This is a genomic window from Nocardia sp. NPDC055165 (assembly GCF_053606985.1).
Map to the genome: position 1 here is coordinate 147,813 of NZ_JBSGSS010000012.1, position 19,099 is coordinate 166,911.

The 19,099-nt window shown below is 68.9% G+C and carries 19 protein-coding genes; 17 read left to right on the forward strand and 2 right to left on the reverse strand.

Going from position 1 to position 19,099, the window contains the following annotated elements; translation table 11 throughout:
• Window positions 1–7 precede the first annotated feature (7 nt).
• From ACWFRF_RS24040 to ACWFRF_RS24105, 14 genes are all read left to right on the forward strand, one after another.
• The gene (locus ACWFRF_RS24040; RefSeq protein ID WP_379314276.1) at window positions 8–757 is read left to right on the forward strand and encodes a toxin-antitoxin system YwqK family antitoxin; all 750 of its coding nucleotides are present in this window, start codon (window positions 8–10) and stop codon (window positions 755–757) included.
• Between the two features lie 16 nt (window positions 758–773).
• Window positions 774–1,973 (forward strand): hypothetical protein, encoded by a 1,200-nt coding sequence (locus ACWFRF_RS24045; protein ID WP_378993633.1) that lies wholly within the window; start codon window positions 774–776, stop codon window positions 1,971–1,973.
• A 97-nt stretch (window positions 1,974–2,070) separates the two neighbouring features.
• Window positions 2,071–2,547 carry a YbaB/EbfC family nucleoid-associated protein gene (locus ACWFRF_RS24050; RefSeq protein ID WP_452452346.1) on the forward strand — a complete coding sequence of 159 codons (477 nt, stop codon included), beginning with the start codon at window positions 2,071–2,073 and terminating at the stop codon, window positions 2,545–2,547.
• 175 nt (window positions 2,548–2,722) lie between these two features.
• The gene (locus ACWFRF_RS24055) at window positions 2,723–4,480 is read left to right on the forward strand and encodes a hypothetical protein (protein ID WP_452452348.1); all 1,758 of its coding nucleotides are present in this window, start codon (window positions 2,723–2,725) and stop codon (window positions 4,478–4,480) included.
• A complete protein-coding gene (locus ACWFRF_RS24060; RefSeq protein WP_378993631.1) occupies window positions 4,477–5,259 on the forward strand; it encodes an ESX secretion-associated protein EspG in 783 nt (260 codons plus the stop codon). The genes ACWFRF_RS24055 and ACWFRF_RS24060 overlap by 4 nt, the downstream gene beginning before the upstream one ends.
• A gap of 29 nt (window positions 5,260–5,288) precedes the next feature.
• Window positions 5,289–5,621, forward strand: coding sequence for a hypothetical protein (locus ACWFRF_RS24065; protein ID WP_378993630.1), 333 nt, complete (start codon window positions 5,289–5,291; stop codon window positions 5,619–5,621).
• Between the two features lie 25 nt (window positions 5,622–5,646).
• Entirely contained in the window at window positions 5,647–5,943 is a 297-nt protein-coding gene (locus ACWFRF_RS24070) for a YbaB/EbfC family nucleoid-associated protein (RefSeq protein WP_452452351.1), read from the forward strand.
• A 100-nt stretch (window positions 5,944–6,043) separates the two neighbouring features.
• Window positions 6,044–6,355 (forward strand): type VII secretion target, encoded by a 312-nt coding sequence (locus tag ACWFRF_RS24075; protein WP_378632320.1) that lies wholly within the window; start codon window positions 6,044–6,046, stop codon window positions 6,353–6,355.
• Between the two features lie 32 nt (window positions 6,356–6,387).
• Window positions 6,388–7,722 (forward strand): hypothetical protein, encoded by a 1,335-nt coding sequence (locus tag ACWFRF_RS24080; RefSeq protein ID WP_379314402.1) that lies wholly within the window; start codon window positions 6,388–6,390, stop codon window positions 7,720–7,722.
• Window positions 7,723–7,750: 28 nt separating this feature from the next.
• Window positions 7,751–8,053, forward strand: coding sequence for a PE family protein (locus ACWFRF_RS24085; RefSeq protein WP_358062216.1), 303 nt, complete (start codon window positions 7,751–7,753; stop codon window positions 8,051–8,053).
• Window positions 8,053–9,033 (forward strand): PPE domain-containing protein, encoded by a 981-nt coding sequence (locus ACWFRF_RS24090; RefSeq protein ID WP_452452353.1) that lies wholly within the window; start codon window positions 8,053–8,055, stop codon window positions 9,031–9,033. Before ACWFRF_RS24085 ends, ACWFRF_RS24090 begins: the two co-directional genes overlap by 1 nt.
• Window positions 9,030–9,821, forward strand: coding sequence for an ESX secretion-associated protein EspG (locus tag ACWFRF_RS24095; RefSeq protein WP_379314399.1), 792 nt, complete (start codon window positions 9,030–9,032; stop codon window positions 9,819–9,821). Before ACWFRF_RS24090 ends, ACWFRF_RS24095 begins: the two co-directional genes overlap by 4 nt.
• A 42-nt stretch (window positions 9,822–9,863) precedes the next feature.
• Window positions 9,864–10,193, forward strand: coding sequence for a WXG100 family type VII secretion target (locus ACWFRF_RS24100; protein ID WP_378993625.1), 330 nt, complete (start codon window positions 9,864–9,866; stop codon window positions 10,191–10,193).
• A 31-nt stretch (window positions 10,194–10,224) separates the two neighbouring features.
• Window positions 10,225–10,518 (forward strand): WXG100 family type VII secretion target, encoded by a 294-nt coding sequence (locus ACWFRF_RS24105; protein ID WP_378632332.1) that lies wholly within the window; start codon window positions 10,225–10,227, stop codon window positions 10,516–10,518.
• Window positions 10,519–10,814: 296 nt separating this feature from the next.
• On the opposite strand, the gene eccE is transcribed toward ACWFRF_RS24105, so the two are convergent.
• Entirely contained in the window at window positions 10,815–12,554 is a 1,740-nt protein-coding gene (gene eccE, locus ACWFRF_RS24110; protein WP_452452356.1) for a type VII secretion protein EccE, read from the reverse strand.
• 118 nt (window positions 12,555–12,672) lie between these two features.
• On the opposite strand from eccE, the gene eccB reads away from it, so the two are divergent.
• Window positions 12,673–14,181, forward strand: coding sequence for a type VII secretion protein EccB (gene eccB / locus ACWFRF_RS24115; protein WP_452452358.1), 1,509 nt, complete (start codon window positions 12,673–12,675; stop codon window positions 14,179–14,181).
• 49 nt (window positions 14,182–14,230) lie between these two features.
• On the opposite strand, the gene eccA is transcribed toward eccB, so the two are convergent.
• Complete coding sequence (gene eccA / locus ACWFRF_RS24120; protein WP_378993622.1) at window positions 14,231–16,072, reverse strand: type VII secretion AAA-ATPase EccA; 1,842 nt, start codon at window positions 16,070–16,072, stop codon at window positions 14,231–14,233.
• Between the two features lie 157 nt (window positions 16,073–16,229).
• On the opposite strand from eccA, the gene eccD reads away from it, so the two are divergent.
• Window positions 16,230–17,690, forward strand: a complete 1,461-nt coding sequence (gene eccD / locus ACWFRF_RS24125; RefSeq protein ID WP_378993621.1) for a type VII secretion integral membrane protein EccD — start codon at window positions 16,230–16,232, stop codon at window positions 17,688–17,690.
• Window positions 17,687–19,099 carry a type VII secretion-associated serine protease mycosin gene (gene mycP, locus ACWFRF_RS24130; RefSeq protein WP_452452360.1) on the forward strand — a complete coding sequence of 471 codons (1,413 nt, stop codon included), beginning with the start codon at window positions 17,687–17,689 and terminating at the stop codon, window positions 19,097–19,099. Before eccD ends, mycP begins: the two co-directional genes overlap by 4 nt.

Genomic DNA, 19,099 nt, shown 5'->3' on the forward strand with positions numbered 1-19,099 from the left:
TTCGAAGGTGAGTGACGATCCGATCGAATTGAGCGATCCGGATGTGGTGATCGACGCGGCGACCGGCAGGTTGTCGTATCGGGGTGAGCCCTACAGCGGCGCGGTGACCCAGACCCGCCCCGACGGCACCTGGCGCGAGTACTGGAGCTACGACGACGGCGACCGCGACGGTGACTGGACGGGCTGGTACCCCGACGGCACCATGCGCTACAACGGCGAGTTCTACCGCAACCGGCCCGTGGGCACCTGGCAGGAGTGGTATCCCGACGGCGCCCGCCGCCTGGAGGACGTCTACGACATCGAGGGCACGCTGCTCACCCACTCGGTCTGGAACCAGGCGGGTGAGGTGATCGAATTCGAGGACGAGCGCACCCGCAAGGACATCGCGGCCGACGCGGTGCCCGCGGACGATCCCGCGTTCCGCTGGGACGACGAGGAAGGCCGCATGTACTACGGTGCCGAGCCGTTCACCGGCAGGCAGTTCCGCCGCCCGGCACCGAGCAGCCCCATCACCGACCTGGCCGGCTACACCGACGGCTACCCCGACGGTCCGACGCGCGGCTGGTACCTCGACGGCACCCCGCGCTACACCGGCGAGTATGCCGATCGGCACGAGGTGGGCCGCTGGTGCACGTGGTTCCCCACCGGGAATCGCAAGGAAGAAACCGTTTTCGCCCCCGGCGGCGCGTTGCTCACCCGGACCGTGTGGGACGAGGCAGGCACCGTGACGGCGCGGTACGGCGAGAACCAGGACTAGGCAACAGGAGTGCGCAGTGGCTGACGAGCTGGCCGGGGATCCCGATGTCGGATTCACCCTCACCACGGTGGTGGCCGACGACGACGGGATCACGGATCGGGCCGCCGCCCTGAGTCATCGCATCGCGAAAACGCTGGCGGCGCTGGGTCCGCCGGGCTGGACCAAGGTCGAGGCTTCCTTCGCGCTGACGGCGGCGGCCGAGGTGTCGATGGTCGTGTTCCACGATGAGCAGGAGCGTTTCGCCCGGGTGTTCCCGAGCCCGGAACTGCTGGATCTGCTGCGTGAGCACCGGCACCTCTCCGCGTCGATGGGCGACGGGCCGTGGTGGCGCTACCTGCTCACCCTGAGCAACGCGGGCCGGATGAACGTCGAATACGACTACGGCGACGACCCGTTCCCGGACGACCAGCTCTTCCCGCCGACGGTGTACCGCACCGACATCGAGATCTATCCGCGCGACCGGCTGCCGATCTGGCTGGCCGCCTACATCGGTCACGGCAACCGGCAGATCCGCACGCCGCTGGCCGCGGCCGAGCAGGCGCGCGCCGATACCGCGGCGGGCCGCACCGCCATCGGGTCGGCGCCGGACGTGGAATTCCCGCCGCTCGATCTCCTGGCCCGCCGGTGGGCGCTGATCGCCGCCGCATTCGTGGCGATCGGCTCCAAGTGGGGACCGCGGGTGACGCCGGCCTTCCACGTCTTCGAGGGCTCGAAACACAGCGGCTCCACCCTGTGTCTGCTCCCGGGCGATCGTGCGGTGCTCTCCGGCGGGGTGTGGGACGCACCGGAACTCGACGCCGTCTACAACAAAGACCTCCCGATGCCGCAGTTCTTCCTCGGGGCGCCCGATTGGGTCGCCGAGCCGGTGATCAACCGCCGCGCCGAGAACGGTCTGCTGAGTTTCTGCTATTGGTGGGAGGGCGGCCGCTGGTATCGGGGCGCGTCGGCCGGCGCCGACGCGCTCACGTCCGCCGTCCCCGGGATGTGGGACACCAGGACCGTTGTCGACGTGCTGACCGGCTTGCTCGGCGCGAAAGCGGGTCAGGCGCAGAAGGAAGCGGTCCCCGGCCTGGTCGAGGCCGCCGAGCGTGGGGCCGTGGCCAGGGAGGCGTTCACCCGCGTCTTTCCCGACGATGTCTACAACGTCGATTCCGCCTGGTTCCAGCTGAATCTCGCCGGTTCGGCGGGCACCCACACCGTCGGCCTGGCGACCTGACCTACGGCGTCGTGCTGTTGCGTGGGTGTGGCAGTTGTGGTGTGCTCGCTAACCGACGGGCTGGGCGCGACGGCCCGCGAGTCGGAGGGAACCGGGAATGGCCAACGAGCACGCCAAGGCACAGATGGCGGACATCCTCGAGACTGTCCAGACCCAGATGCGTGCGATCGCGCAGGTCCAGCAGGACCGCGCCAAGATCATCGCCAGCGCCACTGTGCGCAAACGGGTGACGGTGACGGTCAACGCCGACTACAAGGTCATCGAGACGAAGTTCACCCCCGACATCGACGACCTCACCTACACCGAGATCGCCAAGGCCGTGACCGAGGCCGCGCAGCAGGCCTCGGTCGAGGTGGCCCGCAAGACGCAGGCGCTGATGGCGCCGATCCAGCGCGAACGCGCCCGCCTGCCGAAGATCACCGAATTGGTCGACGACATGGACGGTTTCGCGATTCCGCAGCCGGTGGAAGCCTCGCTGGAGCCGCCCAACTCGCCGGAGCGGGAACGACTCTCGACCGACGAAGAAGACGGATCCCGTGATCCGTCGCGGCCCGCTACCGACGCGGGCTGGTGATAGCGATGGTCGGAGATGGTCGAACCATCGCCACCAGTGAGATCGCTGCTGTACATGCGTAATTCATGTGACAGACCGTAGAATCGTTAGCAAGCCGTGCGAATCGGCGGTGTCGTGGTAGCGGTGCCAGGCGGGGCGCGAGGCGACACCGGTACGGACAGGGAGGGTCGACTTCATGACGGGACCATCGGCGCAGGATCAGTGGGCGGGGCTGCGTTCGGCAGCCTCGGACGGATCGCTGATGCTCGAGCCGTCGGCGCTGCCGAACCTGGTCGAAGCCGCCAACAACGCGCGCTACTGGGTCAACTCGGTGAAATCCCAGGTGGACATGGTCTCGAACCTGCCCGAGTTCTCCTCGCTGGAGTCGGGCAAACAGCTGTCGAAGCAGTTCGAAGGGAAGGCCGGTCAGCTGCAGACCGTGCTCGGCAAGCACGAGACGGTACTCGACAATGTCGCCAACACCTTTCTCGACGCGGCCCGGCATTACAAGGGCGCCGAGGACGGCAGCAAGGTGGATCTGGACGCGCTGCGCACCAAGATCGAGCAGGGTAGAAGCGCCGGCATGGCCAAGACGCCGCTGCCGCCCACGGTCGTCCAGTTTCCGGCGGTGGCGACCGCGGTCAACCTGCCGAAGATCCTGTCCGACGGCAAAACCTTCGATCCGGCCGGAATGAAGGCGGAGGGCCCCGGCGGCTACAACTACAACGAACTTCAGGCGATCATGAATTCCCTGTCGACGGTTCCCGGGAATCTGGCTCACACCGCGTTGTATTGGGGCAGATTGGCAGGCTGGCTCAAAACGGGTTTCGACGACCTGAACGCCAAAGTTGAAGCGAGCAAGAAGAGCTGGACCAGCCCGGGCGGCGCCACGCGCGCCATGTCGGCGATGTCGGCCTATCACGAGGCCAACGGACTGCTGGTCGATCAGACCAAACAGGTGGCCGCCGCACTCGATTACACCGTCGGCTGGGTCAACGCCACCTCCAAGGGGCTGGCGACCGCGCTCATGTTGCCCCGGTGCTACTCCGATCCCAACGGCTCGCAGGCACAGGCCGACAAGGAGGCCTGCGCGAAGAACGGCCGCCAGGTCATGTGGAACACCTACGTTCCCGGACTCAACAGCACCACGAGCCACATTCCCACGCTGCCCGATCCGACCGCGCCGTCCTCCGGGGACGGAACCGGCAACGGGAACGGAAACGGCAACGGGAACGGAAATGGGAACGGCTCCGGAAACGGCAGCGGGAGCGGCTCCGGTTCGGGGAGCGGATCGGGTTCGGGCGACACCTCCGCCGCGTTCAAGAAAGCCATGGCGGAGCTGCAGGAGCAGAAGTCCGGTAGCCAGCTGGGTAATGGCAGCGGGGATACCACGGGCAACGGCTCGCCGGGGTCGACCGGTTCGACAGGATCGACGGGGTCGTCCTCGACCGATCAGCTGACCTCGGCCCTGCAATCCGGTCTCGAACAGGCCAGTTCCGCCGCGCAGTCGGCCGTGGAACAGGCGACCTCGGCCGTGGAACAGAGTGCCCTGGCGGGTATTCCGAGCTCCGCGGCGCTCGGTTCCCTGCAGGACCAGGCCAAGAAGGCGCTCAGCGCGGCGAGCAAGGGCGGCGGTGGCGGCGGTGGCTCGGGTTCCGGCGGTGGTGGCGCCGGTGCGGGCGCCGCGCCGCTGTCGCCCAGCCTGGACAGCGCGTCCAAGCTGTTCCCGCGGGCTTCGGCCACCACAGGGATGGAGGGCTTCCGCACGGGCGTCGCGTCGTCGGCGGCCGGTTCGCCGATGGGTGGTATGCCGATGTCGCCGATGGGTGGGGCCGGCGGTGGTCAGGGCCAGCAGAAGGAACACAAGCGGGCCGACTACCTCGACTCGACGACCCACTTGGACGAAGCGCTCGGTGACGCGCCGATCGTCGCGAGGCCGGTGGTGGAACAGTGACGCCCACCTGGGAATTCACCGGCGACGAGTTCGATGCGCTGTGGGCAGGCATCGACGAGGAGTACATGCCGGACCCGTTCATCCACAGCAGTGAGCCGAGCACCTCCGATGCGGCGGAGTTCACGCTGAAACACAACTGGATGACGATCAAGCAGCGCTGGGGGCACGAGCTCGACGACATCATCGACGTGCTCACCCATCCCGATATCCGGCTGATCGTGCGCGGCTACGGCGGCGGCGAGCGACTCACCGATCCCGCGTTCTCGGTGCGCATGCTCGCGGCGCGCAAGGGCGACGTGGGCTATCTGGTGCGCCAGCGCCCCGGCCGCACCCTGTACCACGCTGAGGGATTCGTGATCACCCGCCATGATGCGCTGTCTCTCGGTGACGTCGTCGCAGGCCACCTGCCCCCGGCCGAAGCGGGGCGCGGCCAGGAGATCCGCCTCGACGAACCGGCCGACGACCAGCTCGATCACTCCTACGGCCGCTCGCTGGTTCAGCACTACGACGACGATGCCGCGGTGCGGACGCTGACCTTTCAGCAGGCGCCGCTCGACCGTGACGGTTTCATCGACATCGAGCAGGGCTGGTCGCGATTCGGTCCGCGCGGCATCGTGCGCTTGCGGCTGGGCTGGCGCGACCTGACCGACGACGGTCGCTACGTGCTGGTGCCCGGCACGCCGCGGGTGGCGGTCGGTGCCGATCGCAGGCGGGTGGTGTCGCTGATCAACACTCAGATCGCCGAAGTTGTCAGAGCCATCAGGGACGATCGGGCGTAATGATGCCGGGCCAGACGGAAGGGGGAGTCGTGGACGAGTTTCCGACCGAGTTCAGCGCGTCGTCGGTGACGGGCGCGATCGTGGTGCGTACCACCGAGCAGGGGCTGCCGGTGGGGATCACGGTGGATCGCGAACAGGTCCGCCGCGACCCCGCCGAGCTGGCCGCCGAGATCCTGCGGTTGTGTCAGAAGTCGGCCAAGCGGGCGGGTCTGGCACGGCGTAATCAGCTGGCGGAGGCGGGGTTCGACCCGGCGCTGCTGGCGGCGACGGGACTGCCCACCGAGACCGAGGTCGCGGCGGCGGAGATCGTCGAGGAGCAGGAATACGACACCGAGCCGGACAGCTGGCTGCGGTCGGTCTAGCGAGCGAAGAGGGGAGGACAAGGCGATGGTCGAGACCATGGACGAGCTGATCGCGAAGGTGCAGGGTCAGCTCTATCGGTTGCAGGATCTGGCCGATGCCACCAATGGCATCCGGGCGCGGGAAGTTTCGCCCGACGGCGCGGTGACGGTGACGGTCGACGGTGCGGGCGCGCTGGTCGGGCTCGAGTTCAGCGCGGCGATCGCCAAGTTGTCACCGGCGGATTTCGAGCGGGTGCTGGTACAGACCGCGCAGGCCGCCGCGCACCGCGCCTTCGGTGAGCGAGCCGAGCTGGTAACGGCGTACAACCGGGCCGGTACGTGAGATTCAACTGATCTTCACCGCAGATTTGTGTGGTGTCAGGGCCGGACGGGTAGATAAAGTAACGAAACACCATGGGCTGTTTCGAGATTGGACGATAGCCATGAACCATGTTGCGGTAGTTCCGGACGCAGTTCGTGCGTACGCGGGTGCCTCGGCCACGATGGCGGCGGGGGTCGCCCAGGCAGGCGCGGTCGACCAGGTCGCCACGATGGCCGCCGCGGTGCCCGTGTTCGGCCTGATCGGCCAGGAATTCCTGATGTCGTTCGCGTACGCGCAGGCCAACCACCTCACCTCGGTGGCCCAGCTGGCCGCGGTGCACGCGGGTACCGCGTTGACCGCTACTCAGGCCGCCGCTACCTATGAGGGCGCCGACGGCGCGTCCAAGCTGGGTATCTCGGCGGTCGATCAGTAGCGATGACGTATCCAGGGGGAGATTCGGCCGGCGTGGCAGCGTCGGTCGATCCGACTGTGCTCGAGGTGCTGCGCGGTAGTTCGTTTGCGCCGATGCTCGATCAGCCGGTGAGCCAGGTGCTCGGCTCGATGGGGTTGCCGCAGCTGCCGCAGCTGCCCGAGTTCATCCAGCTGCCGGAAATGCCCGCGCTGCCGACGATCGATCTGACGGCGCTGATGCAGCCACTCACCGAGCTGGCCTCCGCGTTCGGCACCGGTGCGCTCGGCAGTACCGGCGCGACCTCGGGCACCGGTACGTCGAGCAATCCCGCTGAGGCACTGACGAATATCTCCTCGGTGCTCGAGACCGTGATGTCGCTGGGCTCGACCGCGCTACAGACGGTGATGCAGCTGTGGCAGAGCGCCGCGGCGACGGAGGCGACCACCAAGGCGACCGCGGCGCAGTCCGACGGCGCCAAGCTCGCCACCCAGAGCACCCAGGAGAAGGCGGTGCTCGCCCAGGCGGCGGGCAATGTCGCGGTCGGCGGCGCGAAGCTGGCCGCGGTGATCGCCAGGTACTCGGCCACCCTGGCGCTCGCTCCGCTCTACGTGCTCACTCCGGGTGGTCAGGCGGTGCTGATCGCGGCGACCATGGAGGCGATGGCGGAGGGTCTGGCGATCACGGCCGAGACCAAGGCCGAGATGGTGGCGCGCAGCGGCGAGATGGTGCAGGCGGGTGAGAAGGTCGAGGTGACCAACGCGCCGTCCGGCGTCGACGCGGGCAGCGAGTCGCTGAGCCAGCTGATGAGCCTGATCACGCCGTTGATCAGTACCGCGAGCACCGCGGTCTCCTCGCTCGGTTCGCTTGCCGAACAGGTGAGTTCGCTGTCGACCAGTACCACCGGCTCGACGACCACCGGTACCGAGATCTCCGCGACCGGTGAGGAATCCGCCGAGGAGCTGGCCGCCGCGAGTGGCGGTGCCGGCGGAGGCGGCGCGATCGGTGGGGTCGGCGCGATCGGCGGCGTCGGGTCGTCGTCGTCACCACTGAGTCCGTGGCAGGGCGGTCGCGCCAGTGGTCTGTCCACTGTGGGTGCCACCGGTGCGGTCGGCGGCGCGGGCGGCACCACCTCCGGCGGCGCGAACACGACCACGGCATCGGCAGGCGGCTCGTCGCCGGGAATGATGCCGATGGGCGGTGCCGGCGCGGGCATGCCGATGGCGCGCGCGGTGGAGGGCGGCGGCAACGAGGCCGTGCACTCGCAGCTGGTCACCGGTAACCACGGCGACGAAGTCGTCGGCCAGATCGCGGGGGTGGCGACCCCGGTCGTCGGCGCCGCCGAACCGGTGGTCACCGATGCTCCGCCGGACAAAGAACTCTCACTGTGACGCGGCACGACCATGACAGGAGTGGCAGATGAGTAACACCTTCGAATTCGATTCGGCCGCGGCGAGCAAAGCCGCGGCAGCGCTGGACGGCATCGCCGACCGGCTCACCACCGAACTGACCGCCGTGGCACCGGCGCTGCACGTGGCACCGGCCGGTACCGAAGAGGTGTCGGTGCGCGCCGCGAACACGGCCAACGGCGTCGCCGACGACTACCTGACCGGCGCCGAGGCGGGTGCGCACGAGATGAACAAGCTCGCCGCCACCTTGCGCGCGCAGGTGAGCGAGTTCGACCAGATGGAAACCGACAACACCAGCGGCTTCAACGGATAATGATCGAACCACCGCAGCCCGGCTTCACCGGAGTGGTGTGGGAGGCGCGCGAGCCCGACAAGCTCGCCACCGACCTCACCGCCGGTGCCGGACCGATGCCGATGGCCGACGCGGCCGCCGCCTGGACGCGGCTCGCCGCGGCCTTCGGCGCGGCCGTGCTCGACTACGAGCAGGTGCTGCAGACCTTGCGTGGTTCCTGGAAGTCCGGGAGCAGCGAGCTCGTGTGGGAACGGATCTCGACGCTGCGCGAGTGGTTGCTCGAGACCGCGGCGGCCGCGACCGCCAACGCGGCCAGGATGCAAGCCCAGGTTCTCGCCTACGAGGTGGCGGCCATCGCCATGCCCAATACCGCCGACATCGCCGCGATCACGGCGATGCAGCAGGCACTGGAACAGGTCGGCGCCGCCCTCGGTGCGCCGATCAAGGCCATCGCGGCGCAGACCGACGCCGATGCCGACATGGCCAAAGCCGTTGCCTCCCGGGTGATGCGCAGCTACGAGGCGGCCACCGAACCGCTGGCGACGCCGTGGTTGCACGCGCCGCCACCGCCGATCGCCCCGGAAGCCGCGCTCACCGGCGAGAAGTCGGGTCAGAGCGCGTCGCCGACGCCGAGCGCCGGGGCGATGCCCGGGATCGGCGCGATCGGCCTCGGCGCGCTGCCGTCGATGCCGACTCCGGTCCAGACCGCTTACCGTGCACCGACTTTCGTTCAGTCAGCGACCACGGCCGGAGCCACGACACAGGCGGCGCCGGTCACCACCACCCCGGCCGGGCAGTCGGCGCCGCTCGTCCCCGGCGCGATGGCGCAAGGCGGCGGCCAGGACTCGGCTGCCCGCTTCCCGCGCGCGGGCCTGGCCTACGAGGAGTCCGACCAGCTGGTCGCCGAAGGCGAGATCCAGGCCGCGCCCGCGGTGCTCGGCGTCGCCGAGCGCGCCGCCGCGCAGACCGGCGGCACCGCCACCGCGGAGGGACGGCCATGACCACGCTCACCAACGACGCGCTGCTCGCCGTCGCCGACCGGCTCGGTGTGCAGACCCTGCCGCTGGTGCTCGCCGTCGGCCCGCAGCAGGACACCTTCGACGCCTGGCGCGCGGCCCGCGACGCCGCGGTCGCCGAACTCACCGCCACCGGCATCTTCGACAGCTACGGCGATGTCGAACCCGATTTGGCGGGCGCGCTGCACACCCTGGCCCAACCCGACGCCGAACTCGTCGCCCGTGGCTACGGTGACGACGGCAGGCGGCGAATCTGCTTGGCCCGCCGTGGTTCCGGCCACGCCAGCGCGGTACGCACCGGCGAGACCTTCGAGATCGCCACCGATGCCATCGACGGATCCGACCGCGAACTCGCCCGCCTGCTACTGGCCGCGCTGCCGACCTGCGCGCCCGCCGAGGTAGCGCCGGTGAGCGTCGCAGCCGACGACCTGGCGGCGCGCCTCGACGCGGCCGGCACAACTTCCCAGTACGTGGACGCGATGTATGCGCTCGGTATCGACGCGCACCAGGCGACCGTGCTCGGCGCGGCCTTCGGCACCTGCCATGGCTACACCGAGATCGTCGCCGTAGTCCACCACGACGGGCTGACCACCCGAGCCCCTGGCGCGGTCGCGGTGTACGACACCGCGCGCGGCCGGATCGTCGTAGCGCCGATGACGGCGCCCGACGGGCAGGTGTGGTCGACCATCACGCCGGGCACCGATCACCGCCTCACGCAGGCGATCGGTGCGCTCCTCGAGGGGCTTCCCGGTGGGGGGTGGCGGCCAGATTAAGCCATCTCTCGTTTCAACCATCAAGTAGGAAAGGTTCGGCACATGCCCCCTCAGGGACCAGTAGGTGTAGAAGCAGGCGGCGTAGACGGCGTCGTCTCCAAGCTCGAAAGCAGCATCGGCAACCTCCGCACGTCGGTCGGCCAGATCGACGACGCTGCCCAGGCCGTGCTCCGCGGCTGGAAGGGTGACGCCTCCGACGAGTTCGTGAAGGTCGCCCAGGCCTGGCACGACGAGTCCGATGCACTGAACAAGAAGTTCGACCGGCTCACCGAAGCGGTCAGCTCCGGCAAGTCCACCCTGGTGAACATGGACGGCCAAGGCCTGTCCGGTGGCGGTTCCACCGGCGGTGGCGGCGGCTACACCAACCTCTGACCGCGATTCAGACACGAACAGGAACTGAGCTATGACCATTCTTTATGATCCCGCGGCGATGAACGAGCTGTTCAGCGACCTGCAGACCTACGGCGGGAAGATGAAGGGCGAAATCGACGAACTCGAGGGCGCCGCTTCGGATTTCCGCAACAACCTGCAGGGTGACCAGGCGATCTCGACCTTCGACACCGCGCACAAGAACGTCACCACCGAGCTGACCGACACGCTCGACAAGCTCGACAAGCTCGCCGCTCAGGTCGAGTCCGCGCTGAACCGCGCGCTCGAGGCCGACGGCAAGGTCGGCGACGGTTTCGCTGATTTCTAGGAGCTGAGTTATTGGAGCGCTGGCGCGCTCGAGCGCGGCCCCTGAGGGGCCACCCGAAAAACGGGGCGGGACTCGTGCCTTCGGCACTTTGTCCCGCCCCGTTTTTCGGGTGGCCGGGCCGCTACGCCCGCTGCGCGGGCGAGGGCCTCCTCGAGGTCGGCCCGTGGGGGTTGGGTTGTGCGGGTCGGGCTCGTACGGGGTGGACCCGTGCGAGGTCGGCCCGTGTGGGGTTCGGTTGTGTTGGTGCTGGGTTCGTAGTGCGGTTTTCCCGAACTGGGTGTGAAGTCGGGCAATTCTCAGCGGGCCGCGAGTGATTCGCCGATGTAGTGCATTTCGTCGGGGGTGGTCACCATCGACACTGTCGCGCTGCCGGTGCTGGTTCGGACCGTGATCCGGTTCGGGGCGTACGGGTCCTGGATGAGGGTCACGTCGGGCGGCAGCGCGTCCGGATCACGTTCGGTGGTGCGGATTTCGACGAAGGTCGCACCGCCCAGGTGGGTGGTCGGCGCGATGCCGTCGAACACCAGGACGGTGGTGGTCGGATACGGCGCCGCGGGGACGGGTGGCGGGCCGGGGGGCGCCTGTGGGGTCGCGCCCGCGGCGCGTGGCGCGATCGACAGCAGCTGGGGGGTAGCCAGATTGGCGACCATCGACTGCCACGCCTGCGGGCGCGTGGTGTGCACGACGGCGTGCGCGCCGAGCGCGGTGGCCCGCAGGACCACCTGCTGAGCCAGGTCCAGGTTCCCGATCACGTCGACATGGCGTGTGCCCGCGCCGATCAGCGGGACGGCGATGCCCTGGCCGCGTTCGTCGGCGCCGATCAGCTGGCCGCAGCCGGTCGTCGGCACGGCGATGTCGGTGAGTGCGGTGAGGGTGCCTCGGTAGCCGTCCCGGCCACCGAGGGCGTCGGCGGCGCCGATGGGCAAGGTGTCGAGCAGGATTCGCCGCTGGCTGCCGGGGAGCTCGCGCAGCCCGGCGATCGGCGCCTTGTCGTAGGGCTCCACCGAATCGAAGCGGACCACGGCGTTGAGCACGACGGTCCCCGCCTTGTCGTCCGCCCGGCCGATCCGGCCCGCGCCGGGGTGCAGGCGCAGCGTGACTGTGGTCGACAACGTGGGCAGCGACCAGATCTCGGCCAGTCCGTTGGTGCCGATCATCGGTGCGGTGAGCTGGTAGTGGGTGAGGTGCCTGCCGTACTCGGATTCCAGGCCGTGCGCCGACTCGGTCAGCCGCAGCGGGTCGAAGCCGTAGGACAGTTCGCGCAGCGCGCTGTTTATCTCGGTCGCGGTGAGCACCGCGGCGTCGATGCCCTGGGTGGCCAGCCGATTCGCGACCCGGCGGGTGGCGATGATCATGGTGCGCAGCGCACCGGTCGCACCGCCGCCGCGCTTGTCCACCGCGGTCGCGTTGGCCACGGGGTCCAGGCGCAGCACGAGCCAGCAGGTGCGGTGCGCGATGGCGGGCAGCGGGCCGAGAATCCGGTTGTACAGCTGTGCGGCCGCGCCGGTGCCCGCGGTGCGCGCGCCGGTGGAGATCACATCGATGCTCACCAGGCCCACATCGAATTGCTCGAGGCAGCGCGCCACTTCGGTGAGCGGCAGCAGCTGGTCGGCACTGAGCGAGCCGCGACGCAGGAGAGTGAGGGTGTCCGGCGGCGGGTCGATCCGCAGCATGGTGAGCAGCAGGTCGCCGTCCCATCGCACCCCGCAACCGCCGCCCTCCGGCAGCGGTACGTCGAACGCGGGCGCCCGATCGAGGGTGTCTGCGCGGCCGCGCAGGCGACGGGCCAACCAGTCGCCGATGCGGACCGCCGGGGGCCGTCGCCGGATCGGCACGAGCCCGATCAACAGCACGACCGCGGCGCCGCCGATCGCGCCGTAGACCGAATCCGTCGTCGCCAGCACGATCCAGGCCACGATCGCCGCGAGTATCGCGGTCGGCACACACGCACGCAGCGGGTACATCCGGAACAACCAGAATTCCGGGTCACGCAGGGTGTCGTAGACGTGTGCGCTGCCGGTTTGCCCGGCGTTCATACTGTTGTTCAAAGCCGTTGTCCCCGCTTGGCGTACGTCGAATCATGGTGAAGGACAAGTTCCGGATTTACGGTACCGTGTCCGACGAGATGGTGATCAACTCAGCAATGGAGTCCCTGTGCCGGCACAGCTGACAACCAAAGCCCAGGTCAATGGTTATCGCTTTCTGCTACGCAGGCTCGATCATGCCCTGGTCCGCCGTGACGTGCGCATGTTGCACGATCCGATGAAGTCGCAGAGCCGGTCGCTGATGGTCGGCGCGGTCCTCGGTCTGATCATCGTGGCAGGGGCGGCCATCCTCGGCTTTCTGAAACCACAGGGCGCGATCGGCGACGCGCTGATCGTCACCGGGAAGCAGAGCGGCGCCATGTATGTGGTCGTCGAGGCGAAAGAGGGCGAGAAGACCCTTCACCCGGTGCTCAATCTGGCCTCGGCCCGGCTCATCGCCGGCGACGCGCAAGCCCCGAAATCGGTGAAGGACGACAAGCTCGGTTCGATGCCACGTGGTCCGCTGCTCGGCATTCCCGGCGCCCCGGCGGCCATGCCGGGTTCCAAGCAGGGGTCGAGCTCGAATTGGACGCTGTGCGAGACCACCCCGCTCTCGGCCGCGGGGAGCGCGTCCGGCGCGGGCGGCGGCCTCACCACCGCCATCGTCGGCAAGCTCGAGACCGGCGACCGGATCGGCGCGGTCGGCGCCGACGACGCCATGCTGATGCGCCACAGCGACAAGACCTTCCTCCTGTACAAGGGCGCGAGGGCCGAGGTCGACCCGACCAACTCGGTGCTCGCCAGGACGCTCGGGCTGACCGGTCAGCAGGTCCGTCCGGTCGGTAGCGCGGTGCTCGGCGCGACCACCCAGGCCCCGCCGCTCGCCGTGCCGACCATCGAGCGCGCGGGCGAACCCGGCCCCGGCAAACTGTCGAATGTGCCGATCGGCGGGATCATCTCGGTGACCGGCGTGGAGGCCGCGGGCAAGGAGACGATGTACGTGGTGCTCGCCGACGGCGTGCAGCGCGTCTCGGAGTTCACCGCCGACCTGCTGCGCAACGCCGATTCGCGGGGTATGCGCGAGATCGCCGAGCTGGCGCCGGATGTACTCGACCGGATGCCGATGCTGCACACCTTGCCGATCGACGCCTTTCCCGAACACAAGCCCCGGATCCTGTCCGCCGAGGACGCCCCCGTGGCGTGCGTGAACTGGGCCAAGGACCCCGGTGAGGCGATCGCGCAGGGCAAGTCGGTGGACGGGCCGACCGAACGCGCCACGGTGACGTTGCTCGCCGGAACGAAACTGCCGTTGGCCGGATCGGCCAAGCCGGTGACTCTCGCGACCGCCGACGGTTCGGGCAACCGAATGGATGCCGTGTATCTGGCGCCGAGCACCGGCGAATTCGTGCAGGTCACCGGTGTGGAGCCGGGGAGCTTGCGGCGTGAATCGCTGTTCTATGTGGCCGACAACGGGATTCGCTACGGCATCCCCGACGCCGGGACCGCCGCGGTACTCGGCCTCGGGGACAAGCCGAAGCTGGCGCCGTGGTCGATCATCGGCCAGCTCGTCCCCGGCCCGACGCTGTCCGCGAAAGACGCACTGACCAGCTACGATTCGTTGCCCTCGGCCAGTAAGTAGCCGAAAAGAGCGGGGCCTGGCGCGCATTCGCACCGGGCCCCTTCGGCGTTCAGCCCAGGTTCGGGATCTGTCCGATATTGAGGGTGGCGACGATCCCGGCGAGCGCGGTCCGCATGTCCGGCTCCTCGATGCGCATCAGCACGTCGTCGTCGACCTCGGCCAGGTCGAGCCCGTCGGTATTGGCCAGCCGGAACTCGCGTTCCTCTTCCGCCGACTCGATCACATTGCGGATGAAGCGACCGTTGCCTGCCAGGTCCACACCGCGCCGCGGTTGTCCGCTCTGGTCGGTGCTCTCCAGGTTGTACAGGTAGTCGCAGGTCTCGATCAGGGTGGCCAGCGACTCCGGCGAGAGTTGGGAATCCCGGCTGCCGGCCACGATTTCGCCGATCTGCCCGAGTTCGGCGGCCGTGTAGGAGGGGAACTGCAGACGCTTGGCGAAACGCGAGGCCAAGCCGTCGTTGGCGGCGAGCAACCGGTCGATCTCGCCGTCGTACCCGGCGATGATCACCACGAGCCGATCGCGGTCGTTCTCCATGCGCGCCAGCAGCGTGTCCACGGCCTCGCGACCGAACGCGTCACCGCCCGAAAGTCCGGTCTGGATCAGCGTGTAGGCCTCGTCGATGAACAGCACGCCGTCCATCGCGCTGTCGATCAGCTTCTCGGACTTGATCGCCGTGCCGCCGAGGTTCTGGCTCACGAAGTCGACACGCTTGGCCTCGACCACCTTGTCGGTCTTCAACAGCCCGACACCGCAATAGATCTTGGCGACCACTCGCGCGATGGTGGTCTTACCGGTACCGGGCGGGCCGGTGAAGGCCAGGTGCTGGCCACGGGACTGACTCGACAGGCCCTTGCCCGCACGGATCTTGGCCAGCTGCGCCGAGGACTGCAGCTTGGCCACCTGGTTCTTCACCGAGGCCAGTCCGACCTGCTTGTCGAGCTGTGCGCGGGCCTCGGCGAGAACGGTCTTCGCCCGGTCCTCCGCGGCGGCTTCGTTCATCGAGGCCAGCGTCGGCGCCGAGCCGGAATCCCACTTGTCGGTGCGCGCGTCGATCACCTCGCGGCTGGTGACCACGATCCGGAAGGTGCGGTCGCGCATGGCGGTCGTGTTGGCGGCGAAATCGGGCAGCTGCGAGTAGACCTGCTCGAACAGCTTCTGAGCCTCGGCCTCGTTGCCCGATTCCCGCAGGCACAGGCCACGGTTGTACATGGCGGTGAACTTGGCCGACGGAATCGGGCCCGCCTCGGCCTGTTCCATCCGCCGGATCGCCTCGCCGAACAATCCCAGCTGCGCGCACGCGGTGCCCACCATCACATTCGCGCCGGTGGCCAGATAGGGGTCTTTCCAGCTTTCCGAGCCGGCCAGCACGGTCATCACGTCCGACCAGCGCTGCGTGTTGTAGTGCAGGATGCCGCGGATGTAGGAGCTGATCCGATCGTCGATCTGCTTGTCGGGGTCGTCGGCGCGACCGCCGCGCAACCTCGCCAGTTCGTCGAGCACCTGCTCGGCTTGGTCGTAGTCGGTGTCGGCGATCAGCTGCGATGCCCAGGCCAGCCAGATCTCGGTGAGCCCGGCCAGCGGGTAGTCGATGTAGAGCCCGGGCAGGAACCGGCCGGCCATGGCGCGCGGGGCGAGGCCGATCCTGCGCTGCTCGCGACCGAGTGAATCAAGGCTGGTCCGGTGCAGATTGAACAGCACCTCCTTGGTCACCTCGCCGGCGGCCGCGCGGCCCAGCCACGCGTCGCACATCGACGAATCCCATTCCGTCGCGCGCTGGAAGGCCAGCTTCGCGTACTCCTCGTCGCGCGCGGACTCCTGACCGTCGATGGACAGACCGAGCGAGAGGACGCCCGCGTCGAAGGCGCGCTGAGCCTGGCGAATGTCTGGCATGTGGTGTCGGACCCCGAAATCTTCCTCTGATGGACAGCTGGTGTTCAATCCGGCGGTAGGACTTCGATCGCGCCGGTTTGCCCTGTCCGTTAGATTAGGTAACGCTGCCGTGTGGTCGCAACGGAAGTAGTCAGCTACGACTGAGAGTTCATCACTGGTGTCGACGTTGTTAGGCAATGAGCCCGAACTATGCCGAGTTTCAGTGATCGGGGGTGATACGCAGCTCGACATAGGTCTGCCCGCCACGGTGCCGATCGCCGGATTCATCGGTGATCTGGTGGCGCTGATCCGTTCGCGGGATCCGCGCCTGCCCGACGGCGACGAGGACTCCGCTCCGATTCGCGCCCAGCACTGGACGCTGGCGCGACTCGGGCAGGACCCCCTCGCGCCGAGCCGCACGCTCACCGAGGCCGAGGTCTACGACGGTGAGCTGCTGGTGCTGAGCCCGGTGACCCGCAGGGAGTCGCCCGCGCTGTTCGACGACGTCATCGACGCCGTATCCCGGCTCACCGCAGGCGAGTTCCGCGGTTGGTCCGGATCGGCGGCCCGCTGGGCCGGGCTCGTGCTGGCGACCGTCTCGATCATCGCCGCACTCGCGCTGTTGATCGTCTCGCGCACCCACACCGATCCGCTCGCCCCGGCGTTCGCGCTGCTCGGCACCGGGATCGCCGCGTCGGCGGCGGCCGGAATCGCCGCGCGGAAATTCACGGATTCGATTACCGCGAACTGGCTTTCGCTGGACGCGCTGCTGCTGTTGTTCGGCGGTGGTGCGCTGGTGGTGCCGGGCGTGCTCGGTGCGGGCAGCCTGTTGCTCGGCAGCGTGATGCTCCTGGTCGCCGCGGTGATCGGGTATCGGGTCACCGGAATCGGAGCCGGATTGTTCGCCGCCGCGATCACGCTCAGCGTGTTCGGCGCGGTGTCGGGTGTGATCTATCTGATCTGGCATCCGGGGCTGGCCAAGCTGTTCGCCGGGGTGCTGGTGGCGGCGGTGATGCTGCTGTCGTCGGTGCCACGGCTGGCCGCGGTGACGGCACGGCTGCCTATTCCGCCGGTGCCCACGGCGGGCGGGGCGATCGATCCCGCCGATCACGAACAGCGCCCCACCATCGAGGGCGTGGGCGCGGTCGGTGCGATCGCGCTGCCTTCGGCGGCCGGGCTCGGCGAACGTGCCCGGGTCGCGAATCAGATCCAGACCGGCCTCGTCGTCGCCTGCGCGCTCGCCGCGCTGATCGGTGCCGTCGGTGCGGCCGACCCGTTCGGCTCGTTCCACTCCGGCGGCGTCGCGCTCGCGGCGGTCGCGGGGATCGTGCTGTGTCTGCGCGGTCGCTCCTACGCCGACCTGGTGCAGGCCGCCACGCTGATCATCGCGGGCGCGCTCACTCTGTTCGCGTTGCTCACGGGCCTCGGCCTCGGCCACGAATCGCTCGAATTCGTCGCGGTGGCACTGCTGTTGGCGACCGCGGGTGCTGTCATCGGGTTCGGCGTCATCGGACCCCATGTCGAAGTGACACCGGTGACGCGGCGGATGATCGAGATCTTCGAGTACCTGTTGATCATCACGATGATCCCGCTCGCGCTGTGGGTGATGGATGTGTACTCGACCGCCCGCAACATATGACCGGCGCAGCCATGCGGCGCGCGCTGCTGCGGCTCACCTGTGCGGCGACCGTGCTCGGCACGGTCGCCGGATTCCCGGGGCCCGCGGGCGCCATCGCTCCGCCGCGCATCGATCCGGGCGCGCTCGACGCCGCGCTGGCGCTGAGTGGTAGGCCGGCTCCACTCGAGGTGACCGAACAGCGCGAACTGTGTGCCGAACCGGTGCTGCGCGGCAACGCCCCGGTCGAACCGCCGATGTCGCAGCAGGTCCTCGATCTGCCCTCGGCCTGGCAGTTCAGCCGGGGGGCCGGGCAGAAGGTGGCCGTGATCGATACCGGCGTCAACCGGCATCCGCGCCTGCCCGCGCTGCAAGCGGGCGGCGACTACGTGAGCGATACCGACGGCACCGTCGACTGCGACGGCCACGGCACACTGGTGGCGGGCATCATCGCCGCCCGGCCCTCGCCCGACGACGCGTTCGTCGGGGTCGCCCCGGACGCGGAGATCTTGGCCATCCGCCAGCTCAGCCTCGCCTACGACCGCAAGGACCGGGCGGGTTCGGTCAAGGAGGACGGTGCGCTGCGCAGCGACGGCTACGGCAGTGTGCTCACCCTCGCCGGTGCGGTCGTGCGCGCGGTGGACATGGGCGCCACCGTGATCAACATCTCCGAAGTGGCTTGCACCGCAGCCGGTTCCAATACCGCCGACGGCGCGCTTGGAGCCGCCGTGAAATACGCCTACGACCGCAATGTGGTGGTCGTGGCGGCGGCGGGCAATGTGGAGCAGGGCGGGCCGTGCCAGAACCAGAACGAGGGGTCCGGCTGGAGTTCGGTGACCACTGTCCCGTCCCCGGCGTGGTTCACCCCGTACGTGCTGTCGGTCGGTTCGGTCGACGCCGACGGCCAGCCCTCGGCGCTGTCGCTGCGCGGGCCGTGGGTCGGGGCCGCCGCGATCGGTCGCAACATCGTGTCGCTGGACAGCAAGCCCGGTGGCACCGGGCTGGTTGACGGCGTGCAGACGATGGAGGGTGTGCAGCCGGTCGACGGAACCAGTTTCGCCGCACCGTATGTCGCGGGGTTGGCCGCGCTGATCCGGTCGCGCTTTCCGGACCTGTCCGCCCAGCAGGTGATCGAACGGATCACCCGCACCGCGCACGCACCGGGGCGCGGCCGTGACGACGCCATCGGCGCCGGTCTGATCGACCCGCTCGCGGCGCTCACCGCACCGTTGTCCGCCGAGCCGCCCAGCAGGGGCGCCGACATCGGGCATCCGATCGCCGAACCCTACGTGGCGCCGGAACCGGATTCCCGCCCGCGCCAGGTCGCGATCGCCGGATCGCTGTTGCTGTTGGCCGCCTTGGGAATCGGCGCCGCGTTCGGGTTCCCGTTCCGCCGCCGCGGTGTTGACCTCAATCAGGAATTCGAGGAGTAG